The organism is Mitsuaria sp. GD03876 (assembly GCF_029840635.1).
In the GTDB taxonomy this organism is placed as follows: Bacteria; Pseudomonadota; Gammaproteobacteria; order Burkholderiales; family Burkholderiaceae_C; genus Roseateles.
In genome coordinates this window covers 37,334-55,097 of the sequence record NZ_JAOCCU010000015.1, presented here as the reverse complement: position 1 = coordinate 55,097, position 17,764 = coordinate 37,334, and the positions used below count along the sequence as shown (strand labels likewise).

General features: G+C 68.1%; 19 protein-coding genes. 11 read left to right on the top strand and 8 right to left on the bottom strand.

The genetic code is table 11. The features are described from left to right. Positions 1 to 141 precede the first annotated feature (141 nt). The 4 genes from N5D62_RS11640 (at position 142) to N5D62_RS11625 (ending at position 5,434) form a co-directional block, all read left to right on the top strand. Entirely contained in the window at positions 142 to 549 is a 408-nt protein-coding gene (locus tag N5D62_RS11640; protein WP_279757951.1) for an Hpt domain-containing protein, read from the top strand. Beyond that, on the top strand, positions 546 to 2,756 hold the full coding sequence (locus N5D62_RS11635) for an EAL domain-containing protein (RefSeq protein WP_279757949.1): 2,211 nt from the start codon (positions 546 to 548) through the stop codon (positions 2,754 to 2,756). The genes N5D62_RS11640 and N5D62_RS11635 overlap by 4 nt, the downstream gene beginning before the upstream one ends. A gap of 57 nt (positions 2,757 to 2,813) precedes the next feature. Continuing rightward, entirely contained in the window at positions 2,814 to 4,760 is a 1,947-nt protein-coding gene (locus N5D62_RS11630) for a GGDEF domain-containing protein (protein WP_279757948.1), read from the top strand. Positions 4,761 to 4,843: 83 nt separating this feature from the next. Continuing rightward, complete coding sequence (locus N5D62_RS11625) at positions 4,844 to 5,434, top strand: hypothetical protein (protein WP_279757947.1); 591 nt, start codon at positions 4,844 to 4,846, stop codon at positions 5,432 to 5,434. A gap of 67 nt (positions 5,435 to 5,501) precedes the next feature. Here N5D62_RS11625 and N5D62_RS11620 read toward each other — a convergent pair whose 3' ends face one another. The 5 genes from N5D62_RS11620 to N5D62_RS11600 all read right to left on the bottom strand — a co-directional run bounded on the left by N5D62_RS11620 (position 5,502) and on the right by N5D62_RS11600 (position 11,567). Further along, positions 5,502 to 6,017, bottom strand: coding sequence for a DUF1697 domain-containing protein (locus N5D62_RS11620; protein ID WP_279757946.1), 516 nt, complete (start codon positions 6,015 to 6,017; stop codon positions 5,502 to 5,504). 77 nt (positions 6,018 to 6,094) lie between these two features. Next, a complete protein-coding gene (locus tag N5D62_RS11615; RefSeq protein WP_279757945.1) occupies positions 6,095 to 8,371 on the bottom strand; it encodes an Ig-like domain-containing protein in 2,277 nt (758 codons plus the stop codon). Between the two features lie 197 nt (positions 8,372 to 8,568). After that, positions 8,569 to 9,873 (bottom strand): DUF445 domain-containing protein, encoded by a 1,305-nt coding sequence (locus N5D62_RS11610; protein ID WP_279757943.1) that lies wholly within the window; start codon positions 9,871 to 9,873, stop codon positions 8,569 to 8,571. Positions 9,874 to 9,969: 96 nt separating this feature from the next. After that, positions 9,970 to 10,458, bottom strand: coding sequence for a hypothetical protein (locus tag N5D62_RS11605; protein ID WP_279757942.1), 489 nt, complete (start codon positions 10,456 to 10,458; stop codon positions 9,970 to 9,972). Next, complete coding sequence (locus N5D62_RS11600) at positions 10,455 to 11,567, bottom strand: ATP-binding protein (protein ID WP_279757941.1); 1,113 nt, start codon at positions 11,565 to 11,567, stop codon at positions 10,455 to 10,457. Before N5D62_RS11600 ends, N5D62_RS11605 begins: the two co-directional genes overlap by 4 nt. Before the next feature lie 209 nt (positions 11,568 to 11,776). Between N5D62_RS11600 and N5D62_RS11595 the strand changes: the two genes are divergently transcribed. The 4 genes from N5D62_RS11595 to N5D62_RS11580 all read left to right on the top strand — a co-directional run bounded on the left by N5D62_RS11595 (position 11,777) and on the right by N5D62_RS11580 (position 13,918). Beyond that, positions 11,777 to 12,577: a DUF4198 domain-containing protein gene (locus N5D62_RS11595; RefSeq protein WP_279757939.1), complete on the top strand. Its 801-nt coding sequence runs from the start codon at positions 11,777 to 11,779 to the stop codon at positions 12,575 to 12,577. Further along, positions 12,574 to 13,086 carry a hypothetical protein gene (locus N5D62_RS11590; RefSeq protein ID WP_279757938.1) on the top strand — a complete coding sequence of 171 codons (513 nt, stop codon included), beginning with the start codon at positions 12,574 to 12,576 and terminating at the stop codon, positions 13,084 to 13,086. Before N5D62_RS11595 ends, N5D62_RS11590 begins: the two co-directional genes overlap by 4 nt. 107 nt (positions 13,087 to 13,193) lie before the next feature. After that, entirely contained in the window at positions 13,194 to 13,514 is a 321-nt protein-coding gene (locus N5D62_RS11585) for a hypothetical protein (protein WP_279757937.1), read from the top strand. A 38-nt stretch (positions 13,515 to 13,552) separates the two neighbouring features. Then, positions 13,553 to 13,918 (top strand): DUF4844 domain-containing protein, encoded by a 366-nt coding sequence (locus tag N5D62_RS11580; protein ID WP_279757935.1) that lies wholly within the window; start codon positions 13,553 to 13,555, stop codon positions 13,916 to 13,918. A gap of 69 nt (positions 13,919 to 13,987) precedes the next feature. Here N5D62_RS11580 and N5D62_RS11575 read toward each other — a convergent pair whose 3' ends face one another. After that, positions 13,988 to 15,073, bottom strand: a complete 1,086-nt coding sequence (locus tag N5D62_RS11575) for an alpha/beta hydrolase (RefSeq protein ID WP_279757934.1) — start codon at positions 15,071 to 15,073, stop codon at positions 13,988 to 13,990. Positions 15,074 to 15,187: 114 nt separating this feature from the next. Between N5D62_RS11575 and N5D62_RS11570 the strand changes: the two genes are divergently transcribed. Both N5D62_RS11570 and N5D62_RS11565 read left to right on the top strand, forming a co-directional pair. After that, a complete protein-coding gene (locus N5D62_RS11570) occupies positions 15,188 to 15,433 on the top strand; it encodes a hypothetical protein (protein WP_279757933.1) in 246 nt (81 codons plus the stop codon). 48 nt (positions 15,434 to 15,481) lie between these two features. Next, a complete protein-coding gene (locus tag N5D62_RS11565) occupies positions 15,482 to 15,955 on the top strand; it encodes a hypothetical protein (RefSeq protein ID WP_279757931.1) in 474 nt (157 codons plus the stop codon). Between the two features lie 2 nt (positions 15,956 to 15,957). Here the strand turns inward: N5D62_RS11565 and N5D62_RS11560 are convergent, their stop codons facing one another. Together N5D62_RS11560 and N5D62_RS11555 are read right to left on the bottom strand one after the other, a co-directional pair. Then, positions 15,958 to 16,350, bottom strand: coding sequence for a hypothetical protein (locus N5D62_RS11560; RefSeq protein WP_279757929.1), 393 nt, complete (start codon positions 16,348 to 16,350; stop codon positions 15,958 to 15,960). Positions 16,351 to 16,385: 35 nt separating this feature from the next. Further along, a complete protein-coding gene (locus N5D62_RS11555) occupies positions 16,386 to 17,057 on the bottom strand; it encodes a DUF6338 family protein (RefSeq protein WP_279757928.1) in 672 nt (223 codons plus the stop codon). Between the two features lie 356 nt (positions 17,058 to 17,413). On the opposite strand from N5D62_RS11555, the gene N5D62_RS11550 reads away from it, so the two are divergent. Next, the gene (locus tag N5D62_RS11550) at positions 17,414 to 17,626 is read left to right on the top strand and encodes a hypothetical protein (RefSeq protein WP_279757927.1); all 213 of its coding nucleotides are present in this window, start codon (positions 17,414 to 17,416) and stop codon (positions 17,624 to 17,626) included. Positions 17,627 to 17,764: the final 138 nt, after the last annotated feature.

The following is a 17,764-nucleotide window of genomic DNA, read 5'->3' as shown; positions in this document are numbered from 1 at the left end:
ACAGCGCACCCGGGACTTACCCCGAGCGAGGCCTCCAAGAACACCAGAATTGACTGCTTTTTCGCGCGCTCCCATCCTCCTGGTGAACGACAATGGACCGCAACTCCGCGTGGAACCGCCACGCGGCGCCATGATCAGAAGATGTCACCAGACCACGCCACGACCATGCCCACCCGGACGCAGCCCGAACCCGCCGTGCTGGACGAACAGGCCCTCGCCCGTCTGCGCGAACTGGATCCGGAAGGCGTGAACCATCTGCTGGAGCGCGTCGTGGCGGCCTTCCTCAAGTCGCTGGACCAGCAGGAGCAGGTGCTCGCGCAGGGCCGCGGCGCGCCGCGCGACCTCAACGGCCTGCGTCACGTGGCGCACACCCTCAAGTCGGCCGCGGCCAGCCTGGGCGCGACCGCCCTGTCGCAACGCTGCGCCGAGATCGAGGCCCTGGCCCGCGCCGGCCGCGAGGAGGGCCTGGCCGCGCTGATCGAGGCGGTCCTGGACGACATCGCCGCCGCCCGGCTGGCGATGCAGCAACTGGTGCAACCCGCGCGATGAGCCGCGACGTGAAGGAAGGCGACCTGATCGAGCGGCCACGCGTCCTGCTGGTCGACGACGACCCGGTCAACCTGATGCTGATCGAGGCCGCGCTGCAGGAGCACGGCTTCGAGGTCACCGCGCTGACCGGCGGGCTGCAGGCGCTGCAGCTGGTCACGCAGTGGACGCCCGAGCTGATCGTGCTGGACGCGCTGATGCCCGAGCTCGACGGCTTCGAGACCTGCGAGCGGCTGCGCGCGCTGCCCGGCTTCGAGAACGCCCCGATCCTGATGCTGACCGGCCTGGACGACGAGGCCTCGATCAACCGCGCGTACCAGGCGGGCGCCACCGACTTCTTCGTCAAGTCCACCCAATGGCGGCTGCTGGCCGGCCGGCTGCGCTACATGCTGCGCAGCGCGCGCACCCGCCAGGAGCTCGAGCGCAGCAAGTCCAAGCTGGCGCGCGCGCAAGACCTGGCCCGCATGGGCAGCTTCGAGTGGCAGACCGGCCACGGCTTCAAGCTGGCCAACGAGGCGCTGCGCGTGTTCGGCCGCGGCCCGTCGGACCCGCTGGACTTCATCGGCGTGATGCGCATGGTCCCGCGCGAGGAACGGCTGCTGTTCATGCGGCTGCTGCGCGACGTCGTCGCCCACAACTCGGTGCTGGTGACCGACCTGCCCTTCACGCTGCTGGACGGCCGCAAGCGCGTCATCCACATCGAGGCCGAGCCCGAGTTCAACGAGCACGGCAACGCCTGCGGCTACACCGGCGTGATCCAGGACGTGACCGACCGGCGCATGGCCGAGGACCGCATCCGCGAGCTCGCCAACTTCGACGCGCTGACCGGCCTGCCCAACCGCCGCCAGCTGATGTGGCGCGCCGAGCGCGCGATCGAGGCCGGACGCCGCATGGGCCACGAGGTCGGCCTGCTGCTGATCGACCTGGACCGCTTCAAGATCATCAACGACACGCTGGGCCATGCCGCCGGCGACGACCTGCTGATGGAAGTCGGCCGCCGGCTGCGCAGCTGCGTGCGCCACAGCGACCAGGTGATGGAAGGCATGCTCGAGTCGGTCGGCACCCGCTCGCACCGCACGCTGGAGGCGGTGGGCCGCCTGGGCGGCGACGAGTTCGTCGCGCTGCTGCCCGAGGTTGGCGACGAGAGCGATGCCGAGCGCGTCGCCGAGCGCGTGCTGGACGCGCTGCGCGAGCCGATCTTCATCGCCGGCCAGGAATGCTTCGTGACCGCGTCGGTCGGCATCGCGCTGTACCCGCGCGACGGCCTGACGATGGCCGACCTGCTGCGCAACGCCGACGTGGCGATGTACGCCGTCAAGAACCAGGGCCGCAACGCCTCCGCGCTGTATTCGCCGATGCTGGCGGGCCGCGGGCGCGAGAAGCTCGAGCTCGAGTCCGCGCTGCACAAGGCGATCGAGCGCGACGAGCTGGTGCTGCACTACCAGCCCAAGATCGACGTGCGCACCGCCCGCATGGTCGGCGCCGAGGCGCTGATGCGCTGGCGCCGCGGCAACCAGCTGGTGCCGCCCGGCGAGTTCATCCCGCTGGCCGAGGAGACCGGCCTGATCGTGCCGCTGTCCGAGTGGGCGCTGCGCGAGGCCGCGCGCCAGGCCAAGGTCTGGCAGCTGAACTTCGGCTTCAGCGAATCGATCGCGGTGAACCTGCCCAACCGGCTGTTCGAGCGCTCGGACCTGGTCGAGCACATCCACCAGTTCGTCAGCCAGTGGGGCGTGCCGCACCGCGCGATCCAGCTCGAGATCACCGAGACCGGCCTGATGAAGGACCTGCAGAGCGTGATCCCGTCGCTGCACCGGCTCAACGAGGTCGGCGTCGAGATCTCGATCGACGACTTCGGCACCGGCTATTCGTCGCTGGCCTACCTGACGACGCTGCCGATCTCCGAGGTGAAGATCGACCGCAGCTTCGTCCGCGACCTGGGCATCACGCCGCAGAGCTCGGCGGTGGTGACCGCGATCATCGCGCTGGCGCGCTCGCTGGGCCTGCAGGTGATCGCCGAGGGCGTCGAGACGCTGCGCCAGATGGAAGTGCTGCGCCGGCTGGACTGCAGCCTGATGCAGGGTTTCCTGTTCAGCAAGCCGCTGCCGCCGGACGAGCTCGAGCGCTGGCTGGCGCAGACGGTGCTGCCGCGCAAGGCGCCCTGGATCCTGCCGACGTCCGACGCCGGCGACGACCTCCCGACCATCCGCTGACCGGGCCCAGCGCCGCGCGCGTCAGCGATCTCCCCCCGTTTCACCGAGCCCCGACCGATGCCGCAGCAGCCCCCCGCTCTCCTGGCAAAAGCGGCCCTGCGCCGGCTGGCGCTGGACAAGCTGGAACCCACGCCCGAGAACTACGCCCGCGCCTACGCGCAGGAAGCCGGCGAGCCCGCGCGCGACAGCGGCGCCCTGCCCGAGCGCGCGCAGGCGTCGATGGCGCGGCTGCTGGGACTGGCGGTGCCCGATCCGCAGCAGCGCCAGGGCTTCGCCGCCCAGTTGCGCGAAGGCCGCTGGGACGAGCTGCAGCGCGCGCTCGAGGCGCTGCAGCAGACCCACGGCCCGGGCGCGCAGGCCGAGCTGCTGGCGCAGTTGGTCGAGCGGCTGATGCGCGGCCTGGAACGCGGCGGCCGACAGTGGACGCTGGCTCGCAAGAAGGACGGCGTGCTGCGCGTGCTGCAGAGCAACCGCAGCGACCCGCAGCGGCTGATGCTGCGCTTGCGGCAGCTGGTGGCGAGCTGGGACGGCGATGTCGGCGACTCGCGCGTGGAGACGCAGCCCGCGCCGCTGGACGAGGCGCCCGGCGCTTCGTCGAGTGCGGCCTCGAGCCCGGTCGCTTCGCGCGATGACGGCGACGACGAGGACGACGAACGCGCCGGCACGCCGACGCAGTTCTTCACCGACGAGGAAAACGCGCAGCCGCCCGCGGAGGCCGGCGCCGGTTCCGGCGGCGCCGCCGCGTCGGCCGCTTCCGGCGAGGGCCGCTACGGCTCGCTGGACACGCTGATCGGGTCGAGCGGTCCCGGCCTGCAGGCCTGGCCCGAGGTCGGCACGCACCTGAACGGCACGGTCCGCCATGCGCTCGCCTCGGACGACGCGCGGGCGCAGGAACTGATCGAGGAACTGGGCCACGCGCACGCGGAGCTGGTGCGCGACGGCGCGACCCCGGAACGCGCGGCGCAGATGGACGCGCTGTGCATCCGCGCGCGGCGCTGGCTGGACCACCGCAACCACGCCTTCACCGAGCTGGGCAAGCTCTGCGGCGAGCTGACCGGCAGCCTGGCCGACCTGGCCGAGGACGACTCCTGGGCGCAGGGTCAGTGCGAGGCGATGACGCAGACGCTGGCGCAGGGCCTGACCGCGCGCAGCGTGCGCTCGGTCAGCGAGCTGCTGCACAACACCCGCGAGCGCCAGCACAACCTGCGCGAGGAACGCGGTCGCGCCCGCGACGCGCTCAAGGGCCTGATCAACCGGATGCTGCAGGAGCTCGGCGAGCTCGGCCAGCACACCGACCGCTTCAGCGACAGCGTCGGCAAGTACGCCACCGTGATCGAGCAGGCGGACTCGCTGGAGAGCCTGGCGGGCGTGGTGCGCGAGATGGTCGAGGAAAGCCGCAGCGTGCAGTCGCTGGTGCAGACCACGCAGGGCCGGCTGCGCGACGAGCACGACCGCGCCACGCAGCTGGCCGAGCGCGTCGAGCAACTCGAGGGCGAGCTGCGCCGGCTCTCCAGCGAGGTGCAGACCGACCAGCTGACGCAGGTGGCCAACCGGCGCGGCCTGATCGCGACCTTCGAGACCGAGCGCGCCAAGCTCGAGCGCGCGCCCGCGCCGCTGGCGCTGGCGCTGCTGGACATCGACAACTTCAAGAAGCTCAACGACAACCTGGGCCACGCGGCCGGCGACGAGGCGCTCAAGGCGCTGGCGGCGCGGGTCTCGGGGCTGCTGCGTCCGGGCGACAAGGTCGGGCGCTGGGGCGGCGAGGAGTTCGTGCTGATCCTGCCGGAGGCGCCGCTCGAGGAGGCGCAGGCGGTGCTGCTGCGGCTGCAGCGCTCGCTGTCGGCCAGCCTGTTCATGCACGAGGGGCGCGACGTCTTCGTCACCTTCTCGGCCGGCGTGACGCTGTTCCGCCAGGGCGAGACGATGGAGCAGGCGCTGGACCGCGCCGACGAGGCGCTCTACGAGGCCAAGCGCACCGGCAAGAACCGCGCGTGCGTGGCCTGAGCGCCGGCCCGCGCGGCCGGCCGGCGCCCGGCGCGCGCGGTCGCCAGGCCGGTGACCGGGCCGCCGGCAAGGAGACCTGAACGATGGACCACGTCGCGACCGATCCGAACCAGTTCATCCACATCCGGATGGTGCTGAGCATGGTGGTCAGCCTGTCGATCGCGCGGCTGCTGTCGGGGCTGGCGAAGTTCGTGCAGCACCCGGGACGCCTGCGGATCTACGGCGTGCACCTGCTGTGGGCGCTGTACATGCTGGTCACGCTGATCCACTTCTGGTGGTGGGAGTTCGCGCTGAGCCGCGTCGGGCCCTGGCACTTCGAGCAGTTCGGCTTCCTCGTCGGCTACAGCGCGGTGCTGTACCTGCTGTGCGCGCTGCTGTTCCCCGACGACATCGCCGAGTACAGCGGCTACCGCGACTACTTCCTGTCGCGGCGGCGCTGGTTCTTCGGGATCCTGGCGTTCTCGCTGCTGCTGGACGTGGCCGACAGCTGGCTCAAGGGCGCGGCCCACCTGCAGGAGCTGGGCCTGGCCTACGGCGTGAAGACCGCGCTGGCGGTGGCGCTGTGCGGCGTCGCGGCGACGGTGACGAACCAGCGCTTCCAGTGGGCGCTGGTGATCGTCTCGCTGGCGGTGCAGCAGTGGTGGATCCTGCGGCTGTACAACGTGCTGTCCTGACGCGGCCCCGCCGTCCGGGCAACGCCGCACGGCGCCTTGGCGCGGGAACCGGACGCGCCGGCGGGGGTCAGGCCTTGATGCACTTGCGCACCGTGTCGACGGTGCGGGTGGTGATCTGCTTGCCGAAGGTCTTCTCCAGCATCGTCATGAACAGCGGCCCCTTGTCGTTGGGCAGGTAGTGGCTGTAGACCTCGACGCCGTCGAGCTTGCAGATCGCGGCGCCCTCGCCTTCGAGCGGCAGCGACACCGCGCCCTCGTGCGGACGCTTCAGGAAGGTGATCAGGCGCTTGGCCTGCGCGGGCGGCTGGAACGGGTCGTGGTGGTCGGCGTCGACGATGCGCTGCAGGTGCTCGACCGGTCTCACGGTCGTGCCGAAGGTCTTGCCCAGCGTGTCGGTCATCGCCTGCTCGGCGGTGCGCTCGAGGTCGTCGACCGGCGCGCCGTCGTGGTCGAAGACCACGTTGCCGCTGGAGATCACCGTCTTGACGCGGGTGAAGCCCGCCGCCTCGAAGGCGCGGATCAGGTCGGGCATCTTGGCGTTCATCGGGCTGACTCCGCGTAGGAAGGCGACGTAACGGGGCATGGCGGCGCTCCACAAAGGATGAGGCGCCGGAGTCTAGAGGACACCGGCGCCCGCCGCGAAAGTCAGCCGCGGGAAGTTCAGAGGACGTGCAGGCCGTCTCCGGTGCGGACCAGGACGTTGTCGGTCAGCGCGACGTTCCACAGTTCGATCGGGCCGTAGGCGCCGTCATCGCGTCGCCATTCCAGGACGCGGCGCCCGGTCGCGGCCTGCGTCGGCAACTCCCAGAGCACATCGTGGATCGACTGTCCCGGCGCGAGCGTCAGGATCGCGCTCAGGTCGAGCACGTCGCCTTGCGCATGGCTGTAGTTGGTCAGGACGACCAGCTTCGTCGTCGCCCACGCGGTCAGGACGAAGGTGTCCTGGCCTTCGGTCCCCATCAGCGCGGCCGACTGCTTGACCCGCATGTCCACCGTCGGCGTCTGGCTGGCAGCGATCTCTTCCGTGGTGACCCAGGCCTGCAGGGCGGTCGAGTGCTTGCTCACGTTGCCGGCGAGGTCGATCTGCCGCGCCCGCGTCCACATGTTGAGCTCGCTGGGCACCGTCAGGATGTTGCCCGCCGCGCTGCCGGCGGCATTGAAGTTGTTCACCCCGATGAGTTCCCAGGTCGCGTCCTTCTCCAGGCCGTCGATCCGCACCTGGGCGACCGAGGTGATGTTGTCCGAGGCGCTGGATCCGGTGTCGTGCGCCAGCCGGATGACCGGGGCGAGCGCGACCCGGTCGAGGGTGAAGGACAACGGCGTGATCGCCTGGTTGCCGGCGGCATCGATGTGGGCCACCTCGACGAGCTTGTCGCCGTCCGCGCCCAAGGTGGCCATCTCGATGCGCATCGACGCGTCGCCATCGGCCCAGCCGCCGCCATTGACCCGGTACTGCCAGCGGTTGCCCTGGACGAGCCCGCTCACCTGCAAGGTGCCGTCGCGGGTGATGCCGTCGGTGGCGCTGGCGCCGGTGTCGTTGACGAGGCGCAGGCCGAGTTCGACGGGCGCGGTCCGGTCGAGCTGGAACTCGAAGGGCGTCTTGGTCGCGTTGCCGGCGCCGTCGTACAGGATCACGTCGACCTTGCGGGCGCCGTCCGGGAGCTTGGGCGCGAGGATCTCCTGGCCGCGCGCGAGGGTGCCGGTCTCGCCGGTGTCGAAGGCGTAGGTCGCGGTCACGCCCGGCGGCAGGTCGACCGTGATGCGCGGGTCCCGGGTCAGCCTGTCGGTCGCGGACAGGCCGGTGTCGTCGACAAGGCGGATCGCCGGTTCCGCGGGGGACTGGCTGTCGAGGATGAAGGGCAAGGTTTCGATGGCGCCCGCGCGCCCGTCGGTGGCGAGCTGCCGTACCTGCACCGACTTGGCCCCGTCGGCGCCGAAGACGGCGCCATCGATGCGGTCGCCGACGCCGGCGGTCCAGGTCCGGCCGTCGAGGCTGTACTCCCAGCGTCCGCCGGGGACCAGGCCGTCGACACGCACGGTGGCGATGGCGGTGATGCGATCGCGCAGCGACTCGCCGGTCGGATCCGCCGCGGTCGGCGCGCCGGTGTCGCGGTCCAGGTGGAGTTGCGGCTTGGCCGGCAACGGCGCGGGATCGGGCTTCTGTTCCGGCTCAGGCTTCTGCTCGGGTGTCGGCTTTTGCTCTGGCTCAGGCTTCTGCTCAGGCGTCGGCTTCTGCTCAGGCTCGGGCTTCTGCTCAGGTATCGGCTTCTGCTCCGGCTCAGGCTTCTGCCCGGGTGTCGGTTTCTGCTCCGGCTCGGGCTTCTGCTCGGGCGTCGGTTTCTGCTCCGGCTCGGGCTTCTGCTCGGGCGTCGGTTTCTGCTCCGGCTCGGGCTTCTGCTCGGGTGTCGGCTTCTGTTCCGGCTCAGGCTTCTGCTCGGGCGTCGGTTTCTGCTCAGGCTCAGGCTTCTGCCCTGGTGTCGGTTTCGGCTCCGGCTCGGGCTTCTGCTCGGGCGTCGGCGTCCCGTCGGGGCCGGGGCGGCCGCCATCGGGTTTGGGGCGCTGCGACTCCGGTTGCGGTTCGGGCTCGGGCTTCGGGGCCGGAACGTCGGGCTTCACCTGCTGGTGAGCGGGCTGGGAGCCCCCGCCGCCGGAGCCTCCTCCGGCAGCGACGGCAACGCCCAGGCCCGCGACGACGGCGGCGCCGACGCCGAGGTACTGCGACACGCCGCCCGTCATGGACGACGCGGACGACGCGGACGATGCGGCCGGCGCGGCGTCCGCCGGGACGATCGGCGGCGCGGCCTTGTCGTCCCGATCGCCATCGGCGGCGGCGTCGGGGCCGCCGGTGGCGCCGGCGTCGATGGCGGCGTCATCGTCCTCGGGACGGCGGCGGCCGGTGTTCGAGGGCTGGCGGGCAGGCGCGTTGACCGGGGTCATGACGCTCGCCTGCGACGGGAGGGAAGGCGGAAGAGGCTTCGACATGGATGAAGGGGGTTGGCTGCACGGAGATGTGAGCGCGCAGTCTCTTCATGCCGGCGTTCCGAGGCGATAGCTCTCGCAAGGGCAAGTGGCTGACGTCTCCCACCTTCTTCGGTAGGCGGCCTCCTGGAAGGAGTGGAAGACGTCGATCGGACCTATCGCTGCGCGAGCAGCGTGATCGCATAAAGCAGCAGTCCGATCACCCCGCCGACCAGGGTGCCGTTGAGCCGGATGAACTGCAGGTCGCGGCCGACGCCCAGTTCGATCTGCCGGACCAGGCTGCGGTCGTCCCACGACTTGACGGTGGACGCGATGTGGCGGGTGACGCCGTCGCGCATGCCGCCGACCAGGCGTTCGGCGCCGGACAGCAAATGCGCGTTGATCGCGCCCACGAGCGCCGGATCGCTGCCCAGGCGTTCGCCCAGCGCCGCCAGCGAGCGGTCCAGGTGGCGCATCAGCGCCGAGTCGTCGCGGCGCAGGTCGGCGTCGACGCTGGCGCGGACCTCGGTCCAGACGCTGTCGAGGTAAGCGCGGACGTCGTCGCTGCGCACGATGCGGTCCTTGAGCGCGTTGACCTCGCGCGCGAACTCGGGGTCCTCGCGCAGCCGCGCGATGAACTCGGTGATCCAGGCGTCGAACTGGCGCCGCACCGAGTGGTCGGGCTGCGAGAGCGCGGTCTGCACTTCCTCGACCAGCTGGAGCGCGAGCTTGTCGGACAGGCTGTCGGCCATCTTGTCGACGTTGGCGATGGTGTCGACCAGCGAGGTCGCCTTGGGCCATTGGGCGCGGGCGAACTTGACCAGCCGCGCGGCGACCAGCGTGCGCACCTCGGGCGTGGCGAGGTAGTCGCGCAGCTTGGACAGCGCGCCGTCGAGCACGTCCTGGTGGCGGCCGGACTGGGTCATCACGTCCAGCACCGAGGCGGCGGTGCCGGTGGCGTTCCAGGACAGCGCGCGGGCGACGAGGAACTCGCCGAGCGCGCGGCGCACGGCCTGTTCGTTGAGCAGCGACAGCGCCTCGACGGCCATCGCGCGGACGGGGCCGGTGACCTGCGCGAGGTGGGCGGGCTCGCGCAGCCACTGGCCCAGGCGTTCGCCGGGGTTGAGGATCTCGAGCTTCTGGAGCAGCACCTCGGGGTGGAGGAAGTTGTCGCGGACGAACTCGGCGAGGCTGTCGGCGATGCGGTGCTTGCCTTGGGGGATGAGCGCGGTGTGCGGGATGGGCAGGCCCAGCGGGTGGCGGAACAGCGCGACGACGGCGAACCAGTCGGCCAAACCGCCGATGGCGGCGGCTTCGCAGAAGGCCTTGAGCCAGGCCCAGGGGCCGGCGGCGCCCATGGCCAGGCTCAGGATCAGCCCGGCGAGCGAGGCCAGCAGGCAACTGAGCGCGACGAGCTTCATGCGCCGCAGGTCGGCGGCGCGGGGGTCGGCGGAGTCGGCGGGGACCGGGGAGTCGGGCAAGGGCATCGGCGGCGGGGCGGCAGGTTCGATGCCTGAGGCGGGAACCGGCCGGAACGGGCGATGCGGGGTTGTATCACCGCCGGGCGGGGAATGGGCCTAGTCCGAGCCCTTGCAGAAGCGGTGATGCTCGTCCAGGAAGACGACGTAGAACGTGTTGGCGCAGAAGCGGCCACCATGGGGATGGGCACGGCCGTCGAGCTCGCGAGGGACGACGAAACCGCACAGCCGGCCGGCCCAGTCGAGGCGGAAACGGCCCCACTGCGCCTGATGAGGCACGTGCTTGGGAGGTTTGAACTCCGAGCGCTGCGGGAACGCGCCATAGATCGAGAGCACCCGGCCACTCTTGCCGATCGACTGCTGTTTCCAGTGATCGAGCGTGCATTTGCCGTAGTGGCCCAGCTTGTCGAAGAGCCCGGCCAACTGCTCGTGGGTCCAGTCGGAGAACCGCTGGCCGGCCGCGTCGTGCGTGAAGTACGAGAAGTTGAACTTGCATCGCGCCGCGTGGTCGCTGTCGGCCGCCTCGAGGCTGGCCGCCGGGAAGCCGGCCAGGAACCGATCCTTGCCCGAATTCCCGAACTTCGTCATAGGCGCGGCACCCCGCCGATCTTGCGGTCGTTGTAGGGCGTGACGAGCGTGCGGTCGTTGCGGATCACGTCGCCGGGGATCTCGTCGAGCCGGTAGGCGTAGCTCTGGTTGTCGTCCTTGTTGACGAACACCGTGCGATAGCGGCCGCACAGGTCCATCACGTCGTTGTGATGCGTGCTGAAGAGCAGTTGGGCGGCGGGATCGCCGGGCGCCTTCTCCTGCAGGAACAGGCCCAGCAGCTTGGGCAGCAGGTGCGGGTGCAGGTAGAGGTCGAGCTCGTCGAGCACCAGCACCGAGCCCGCAGCGACCACGGCGGCGATCGGCAGCATCAGCCGGAAGATCTGCTTCGTGCCCGCGGACTCGGTCGCCGGCATCACGTCGCATTCCCGGCCGTCCACCTCGTGGATGAACACGGGGAAGAAACGTCGCTTGCCGTCCGAGCCCTCCTCGCTCGCGATGCGCAGCCGGGTGATGCCGATGTCGCATTCGCGCAGGAACTGCTCGACGTAGCGCCGCACGTCGTCATGCTCGCTCAGCAGTTGCGCGACCTTGTAGATGTCCATGAAGAGCGACTCGCGCGTGCCGCTGCTGCCGACATTGAAGTGGATGTTCTTGAAGAACGCGTGCACCGGGACGAGTTCGTCGATCTGGTGGTGATAGGCCGTGGCGAGCAGCGACGCATTGCGCCGCACCTTCACGCCCTCCAGGACCTTCAGGCGGGCGACCGCCTTCACCGTGTCCTGCGTGCGCTCGAACACCAGCGTCTTGCGCCTGCTCGCCTTGAACAGGGCTTCGCGCACCACGCCGGCGGGCGTGACGTCGAGCTCATAGCGATAGGTCGCCTCGTCGACCAGGAAGTCGACGAAGAAGGACGTGGGCTCGGGATCCGAGAAGAACGGCGCCACGGGGATCTCCGCCTCGGGATCCGCGGAAAAAGAGGTCGACACGAAGCTGGCGACGAATGCCAGGCCCTTCAGCAGATGGGTCTTCCCGCTGCCGTTGGCGCCCTTCACGCACATCACCGTCGCGGCCGGCAGGTTCAGCGAGATGCGGGGCGGGACGTTGGCATCCAGCCGGAAGGACACGGCGGCGCCTTCTCTGAAGGACAAGAAGTTCCTGAGTCCGTATTCAAGCAGCATGGCGTCTTATTTTCATTTTCCGTCGAATATGACGGAAGTATAGACAAACAGAGCCGATTTGACCGTCACTCCCGAGCCTGACCGCCGACATGGCCTGGAGATGGAAGTTGATAACAGTTCGCAATTGCGAGCCATTCTCATCTATAGTGCCGCCCACCTCTCAACCGGCCCTGAACGACATGCCCTTTCCCAGGCTCACGAAGATCGCCCCCTGGCTGACCCCGCTGCTGCTGTGCGCGGGTGCCCAGGCCCACTCGCCCTACCTCAAGCCCAACACCTTCACCGCGGACGAGCAGCGCAAGCACGTCACCGTGGAGGCCTCGTTCGCCGAAGGCGACCTGCGTCCCGACGTGGCGATGAAGTCCGACACCTTCCAGGTGACCGGTCCCGACGGCAAGAAGTTGCCGCTGGTGCCCGCCGCCGTGCTCAAGGACGCGAGCTACCTCGAGGTGCCGCTGGGCGCGGGCAACGGGACCTACCTGGTGTCGTCGGGCGTGCGCCGCGGCCGCCTGGCCAAGGGCGTGCTGCGCGACGGCAAGGTGCACTTCGCCGAACGCCAGGAAGACAAGCAGGCGGGCGACACCCCCATCGAGGTGCAGAGCATCACCCGCGCGGACGTCTACGTCAGCCGCGGCCGCCCCAGCAAGGTGGACTACGACACCGAGGGCGTCGAGATCTACCCGGTGACGCAGCCCTACGACCTCTACGCGGGGGAGCCCGTCACCGTGCGCGTGCGGGAGAACCGCAAGCCGCTGGCCGGCGAGACGCTGACTGTCATCACCGACGGCCAGAACTACGTCAGCCACAAGCAGGCCGAGCAGGATTTCCAGACCAACGCCGCCGGCGAAGTGAGCTTCAAGCCCAAGAGCGCCGGCCTCTATCTGCTCCAGGTGCGCGTGCGTCGCGCCTCGCCTGACAACCCCGCGCTGTGGTTGAGCAACACGGCCACCCTGACGATCGAAGTCCAGCCCCAACCATGAACCACACCCTCTCCCTCCGCCGCGGCCTGTCGATGGTCGCGATGAGCCTGGCCGGCCTGGCCTCGCTGTCGGCCGTCGCGGCCTCGCATTCCACGACCACCTTCATCAGCGAGCAGGACATCAATGGCGACGGCAAGGTCCTGAGCGCTGAATTCAAGCTGGGCCGCCAGGTGGAATTCACGCGCATCGACTTCAATGCCGACGGGCAGTTGAGCGAGGCCGAATACCTCGGCGAATTCGAAGGCCGGTTGATGCAGCGCATCAGCAAGATCGCCGACCCGGAAAAGCGCCGCGAGGAACTGCAGCGCCAGATGCGCCAGGCCAAGGTGCGCTTCGGCGTGCTGGACGCCGACAAGAACGGCAGCATCAGCCTGGAGGAATTCATGGCCGCTGGCGAGAGCATGTTCAAGCTGCACGACCGGAACAAGGATGGCGTCATCGACGAGGCGGACGTGAAGATCGCCGACGAGGATCGCAAGGCGGGCAAGGAGAGTTTCGTCTCGCCTTGAACGGCTCGATCGCCGGTCGATGGAACGGGCGCCTCGCGGGTATGCGGGGGGCCCGTTTTTCATTGCCGGCGCCTAAACTCGCGCACCCCGTTTCTTCCCTCCGGCCCATGAGCGAGTTCCACCTTTCCTCCCAGTTGGCGGTGTCCTGCCTGGACCTGGAGCGCCATCTCGACCAACTGCGGGAACCGAAAGGCGACGGTCATTGGCCCGGTACCCGCATGGTTCACAAGAGCGGCCTGCTGATGAAGCGCTGGTCGCATGAACGGACGATGAGGCCAATTCCAGGAGGAAGCGAATTGCGCGACAGCGTGCACTTCGAGCTGCGGTTCGGATTCCTTTCCGCCTGGGTGAAGGCGTCGCATCTCATGCGGTTCTTCCGGCTTCACCAATCGCTCCGCGCGAGGCATGGCGACATCGCTCAGCGGTGAAGCCAACTGCCCTCGATACGCCGACGACGGAGCGCGACGTGGAATTCGATCCCCTCTCCCTGGTCGAGGATGCCCCTTTGGCCCTCACCGACGCCATGCTCGACGAGCTGAATGGGATGCTCGGCAACGACCACGTTCCGCATCTGCCGGGCGTGAATCCGCAGGCGGAAAAGCTCGAGGCCAACCGGGCCGTCGACTTGGTGCTGCGCCAATTGATCGATGGATTGCGTCAGCACCCGAGCAAGCGCTGGGTGCTGGCTTGCTTTCAATCGTTGCTGGTGACGCAGCAGCACCGCGACACAGAGTACCGCGACCACCTCGGCATGGCGTTGGAAAACATCATGGATGTCCTGCGCATGGAGAGTTCGGACGGGCTGCTGGGTTACTACCTCGGCGGTTTGTAGTCGCGTCCGACCTCCGCGCTCTCCACGAAGGACAACACCGGGCCGGAGGGGCGCCGCCCAACGGTTTCCTCAACGCCCTCCTTGCCCCATCGCTTCGGCGCGAAGCCCCTGCAGCACCCGGTATTGCGCGTCGATCATCGTGGGGTTCGGATCGTGGCCGGTACGGGCCAGCGGGAGGAATTCCTTCTTCGGCGCGACCAGCGCGTCGAAATAGGCCCGGCTGATTTCCAGCGGCGTGACCAGGTCTTGCTCGCCCTGCAGCAGATACACCGGCATCGCGAAACGAAGGCCCAGCTGGCCCAAATCGATCCGGGGACCCATGCCGTCGCCGGCGAGGCCGACGAAGGCGAGGAAGGAATAGTCCTCGCCGGCCTCGTAGGCCGCTTCATACGCGGGGGAGTCATATCCGGGCCCGAACGCGAACCAGCCCTTGGGCGCGGGATCGATGCGCATGGCCTCGTATTTGCGGGTGACCCGGCGCAGCACGCCGAAGGCGCGTGGGTCGGTCCACGGCGGAGCGCCGATCTTCTCCAGCTTGCCGAGGCTGTCGGCATCGTTCGCGGCCTTCGCCAAGGCGACGGTCTTGGCATAACTGGCGGCGGTGTCCGCGTGGTAATTCACCAGCTGCGCCGTGCCGACATAGGCCTGGAACAACGCCGGCTCGGCCATGGCCATATGCACCGCCAACGCCGATCCCCACGAGCCGCCCATCAGGATCACCTGCCGTTTGCCGAGCCGGCTCGCGACATAACGAGCGACCTCGACGCCGTCCTTGGCCAACCGCGCCATCGTGAGCGGCTCATCCTCGGCCGGTTTGTTTTCCTGGAAGGTCTTGCCGGCGCCCCGCTGGTCCCACTGGACGACGGTGAACTGCCCGGTCCAGGTGCCGAAAAGGCGATCGGCAAACGGCGTGTTGGGATTGCCAGGGCCGCCGTGAACGATGAGGACGACGGGATTGGCGCAATCCGCGCCTTGAATCGTCACCCACTGGGAAATGCCGCCGATGGGCACGTATCCGGATTCCTGGATCGGCTGGGTGGAAACGCCGCAGGCCGGTGAGCGCTCAGGCGGCGCGGCGTGGGCGGACGGGATGAAGGCGATGAAGGCGGAGGCGATGAGCGCCCCGAGTGGCGCAAGCCGGAAGGGTTTCAGCATCCCGGGACTCTATCGTCGGGCGGAGGCGCGGATTCCTTGGATGGGAAGCGACAGTCGTGACGCGCGACGGGGCGCCACATTGGTACGCTCCGGGCCTCGCTCATCAGCTTCCCCATGCAGCACTTCTCCCCCATCAAGATCGTCGCGGGCATCGCGGCCGTCGTTCTGTCCATCACTGGACTGTTCTTCGCCTCCAACGTGCGCCAGGCCGTGTCGGACATCCTCTCCATCAAGCGCGAGAAGCCGCGCGCGACCGCTGCGCAGCAGCCTCCAGTGGAGGTGTCGGCCAAGGCCTCCGGCGTGCGCGTGATCCCGTTCGGGGTGGCGGACAAGCCGGCGTCGGCGAACGCCGGCAAGTGAGCGCCCTCGCCTGACATGCAGCTGCCTCGCGGATTCGACGATGCGTTGATGACGCCGCCCGATGCCAGCGGCTCGATCGATGGACCGTTGACGACCTCGATTCGCCAATGGTGCGAGGACGGCGCATTCCCGGTGATGACCGAGCCGCTGAAAGTCGCCAGCACTGCGCCGAATCCCGGTCTGGACGGCGCCGCGGCGGACCTGGATGGCAGTCATGAACTCGCGCGCCTGGGCCGGTGGCCCGGGTTGCTGTGGCGTCTGCAGCTGCTCTTGCGGGAATGCGTCTCCGAGCACGTTCGACCTCAAGACCCGTGGGATTGCGGGTGGTGGCGAGTGGGCTCGCCAGACGCTGCCGCGGGGTTTCGGCCGCGCCGAGCGACCTTGCTTCTGGTGCGTGAGGTCGACATGGGTGCCCTCAACACGCTGCTGGATGCGCTCCGGACCAAAAGCGCGATCTATGAGAAGCCGGTACGCGTGCTGGTGATTTCAGAAGCGGCCCAGGTCGGGATGGAGCGCCTGTAGTCCTATTCGGGAACCCGCCGGCCAATGGGCCGCGGGGACTCAAGCGTCGGGGAGGCCCGTTCGCCAAACCTCCCGGGGATACCTCGACGCCGCAGCTCGGCATTGATCGCCCGTCCCACGATGACGCCGGTGATCAACCCAATGATCGACGTGCTGATCAGATTGACCTCGATCCCGTAATCCCCAAACGGGCCGGGAGTCGAAAACCCCCAGATCATGAACCGGCGAGCGAGATCATCAGCCACCTGCGTGTACGCCCAGCAGAAGATCAGGTCTCGAAAATCGTAAAACGCGTTGCGCGTCCGCCAGGGTGCAGACCACCACAGTGCCGCCGAGGTCACGATGGCGGGAATCAGTTCCAGCATCAAACTGATCAGGGCAATGGTCGGTTGCATGGGGTTTTGGGGAACAAATTGAACCGTCGACGAAATCACGCATGGATCTGGTCGTCTTCCATTGATGCACCAGCGGCGGCGGAGAGCGCCGGATCCGACAATCCCCGCGGTCCAATGAACTGGATCCAAGCAACGTCGATCGCAGCAATGACAATCGAATGCTCCGTCGTTGGCGGCTCCGCTTCGCGCTCGCGCTGCTGACGGAGCCATCGCGTTCGGATCAAATGGAAATGCCCGGCGTCGGGCTTTTCGGGCCGGCCCAGAGGCCAACCAAGCAGCCGGTCTCCGTTCTTCAGATTCAAGATCACATATCCGCGTTCCATTTTGAAGATGGCAGGCCAGGAGGTACTGATCGACTTGTCCAGCTTGAGCTTCATCCCGCCATCCAATGGGCGTTGCCAAACCAGGCGTTGATCAGAAGCAATTGCACCCATCAAACCAAAAAGCGCCCCGAGAAGGAGGTCGAACGCCCGTTCACCTGGAACCGCCAGTTCTGGGAAAGGCGTAGGTGGGATGCCGGCATTCCAGAACGTCCGAAACGTGAATTTCAATGCGGCGACGAGGATACTCACGAGAATGACATTAATTGCGTACTTCGATATCTCCAAGCTGTCTCGCATGGTCAGCCATCCGTAGATCCAGTTGGCTGCGATGCCGGAGAGCAGGACGGCGGCAGCTTCGAAGTTTTCTTTCGTGATCCATTGCATAACCACCTCGCGCGGATCGAATCGGACGACGAGCGTTCCGTACGTCGACAGGGCGAAGCATAGGGATTCGCCGCCGCGCCAACAATTACTCGACTTCGAGCTCGAACAACTCATCCAAGTGAGAGAACCTTCGAGCGGAATCTGGCTCTTGATCTGGGTTAATGGATATTCTCGGAGTTGCGCTCAAGGACCAGTCATCAAGCGACTTCAAGAGAGGGGGATGAACTCAAAAGTCCGCCATCAAAAATGACCTGCCCACGTTGCCGGTTTTCGCCTATGGTTCGAGCCCATCTCCGCCCGCGACCGCAAGCGGCGCTCAACTCCCTGCTCCGACCCGCATGACTGGAATCATCCTCATGGCCGCGTTTCTGGCCGTGGTCGCCGCGCTCTGCGGCTCCATGTTTCTCTTGACCCGCTTGCTGCCGGAGACGAGCCCGGTCCGACGAAGCGTCGAAGCGGCCGCGCAATGGATCAAGGCGAATCCGCGTCTCTTCGAGAAGCGGCTGAAGCTGGTGGCGTTCGCGCTTCTGATCTCGTTCTTCATGGCGCTGACGCTCATTTACTCGTGAGGGCAAGGCCTGGCACCCTCGGCGCGGCTGGGCGCTAGTCAGCTGGTGAACGATTCGGGCCTGATCCGGCGGTAGGAACGGCCTGAGTCAGGGCCCGGCCCCAGCGGCCGGCGGCGAAGGCCCTACGGATGCCCAAAG

What these genes read in the sequence shown, in the direction of transcription:
- N5D62_RS11640 (WP_279757951.1), top strand. Translation starts at nt 142, where the DNA reads ATGTCACCAGACCACGCCACGACCATGCCCACCCGGACGCAGCCCGAA.
- N5D62_RS11635 (WP_279757949.1), top strand. Translation starts at nt 546, where the DNA reads ATGAGCCGCGACGTGAAGGAAGGCGACCTGATCGAGCGGCCACGCGTC.
- N5D62_RS11630 (WP_279757948.1), top strand. Translation starts at nt 2,814, where the DNA reads ATGCCGCAGCAGCCCCCCGCTCTCCTGGCAAAAGCGGCCCTGCGCCGG.
- N5D62_RS11625 (WP_279757947.1), top strand. Translation starts at nt 4,844, where the DNA reads ATGGACCACGTCGCGACCGATCCGAACCAGTTCATCCACATCCGGATG.
- N5D62_RS11620 (WP_279757946.1), bottom strand. Translation starts at nt 6,017, where the DNA reads ATGCCCCGTTACGTCGCCTTCCTACGCGGAGTCAGCCCGATGAACGCC.
- N5D62_RS11615 (WP_279757945.1), bottom strand. Translation starts at nt 8,371, where the DNA reads ATGACCCCGGTCAACGCGCCTGCCCGCCAGCCCTCGAACACCGGCCGC.
- N5D62_RS11605 (WP_279757942.1), bottom strand. Translation starts at nt 10,458, where the DNA reads ATGACGAAGTTCGGGAATTCGGGCAAGGATCGGTTCCTGGCCGGCTTC.
- N5D62_RS11595 (WP_279757939.1), top strand. Translation starts at nt 11,777, where the DNA reads ATGCCCTTTCCCAGGCTCACGAAGATCGCCCCCTGGCTGACCCCGCTG.
- N5D62_RS11590 (WP_279757938.1), top strand. Translation starts at nt 12,574, where the DNA reads ATGAACCACACCCTCTCCCTCCGCCGCGGCCTGTCGATGGTCGCGATG.
- N5D62_RS11585 (WP_279757937.1), top strand. Translation starts at nt 13,194, where the DNA reads ATGAGCGAGTTCCACCTTTCCTCCCAGTTGGCGGTGTCCTGCCTGGAC.
- N5D62_RS11575 (WP_279757934.1), bottom strand. Translation starts at nt 15,073, where the DNA reads ATGCTGAAACCCTTCCGGCTTGCGCCACTCGGGGCGCTCATCGCCTCC.
- N5D62_RS11570 (WP_279757933.1), top strand. Translation starts at nt 15,188, where the DNA reads ATGCAGCACTTCTCCCCCATCAAGATCGTCGCGGGCATCGCGGCCGTC.
- N5D62_RS11565 (WP_279757931.1), top strand. Translation starts at nt 15,482, where the DNA reads ATGACGCCGCCCGATGCCAGCGGCTCGATCGATGGACCGTTGACGACC.
- N5D62_RS11560 (WP_279757929.1), bottom strand. Translation starts at nt 16,350, where the DNA reads ATGCAACCGACCATTGCCCTGATCAGTTTGATGCTGGAACTGATTCCC.
- N5D62_RS11555 (WP_279757928.1), bottom strand. Translation starts at nt 17,057, where the DNA reads ATGCAATGGATCACGAAAGAAAACTTCGAAGCTGCCGCCGTCCTGCTC.
- N5D62_RS11550 (WP_279757927.1), top strand. Translation starts at nt 17,414, where the DNA reads ATGGCCGCGTTTCTGGCCGTGGTCGCCGCGCTCTGCGGCTCCATGTTT.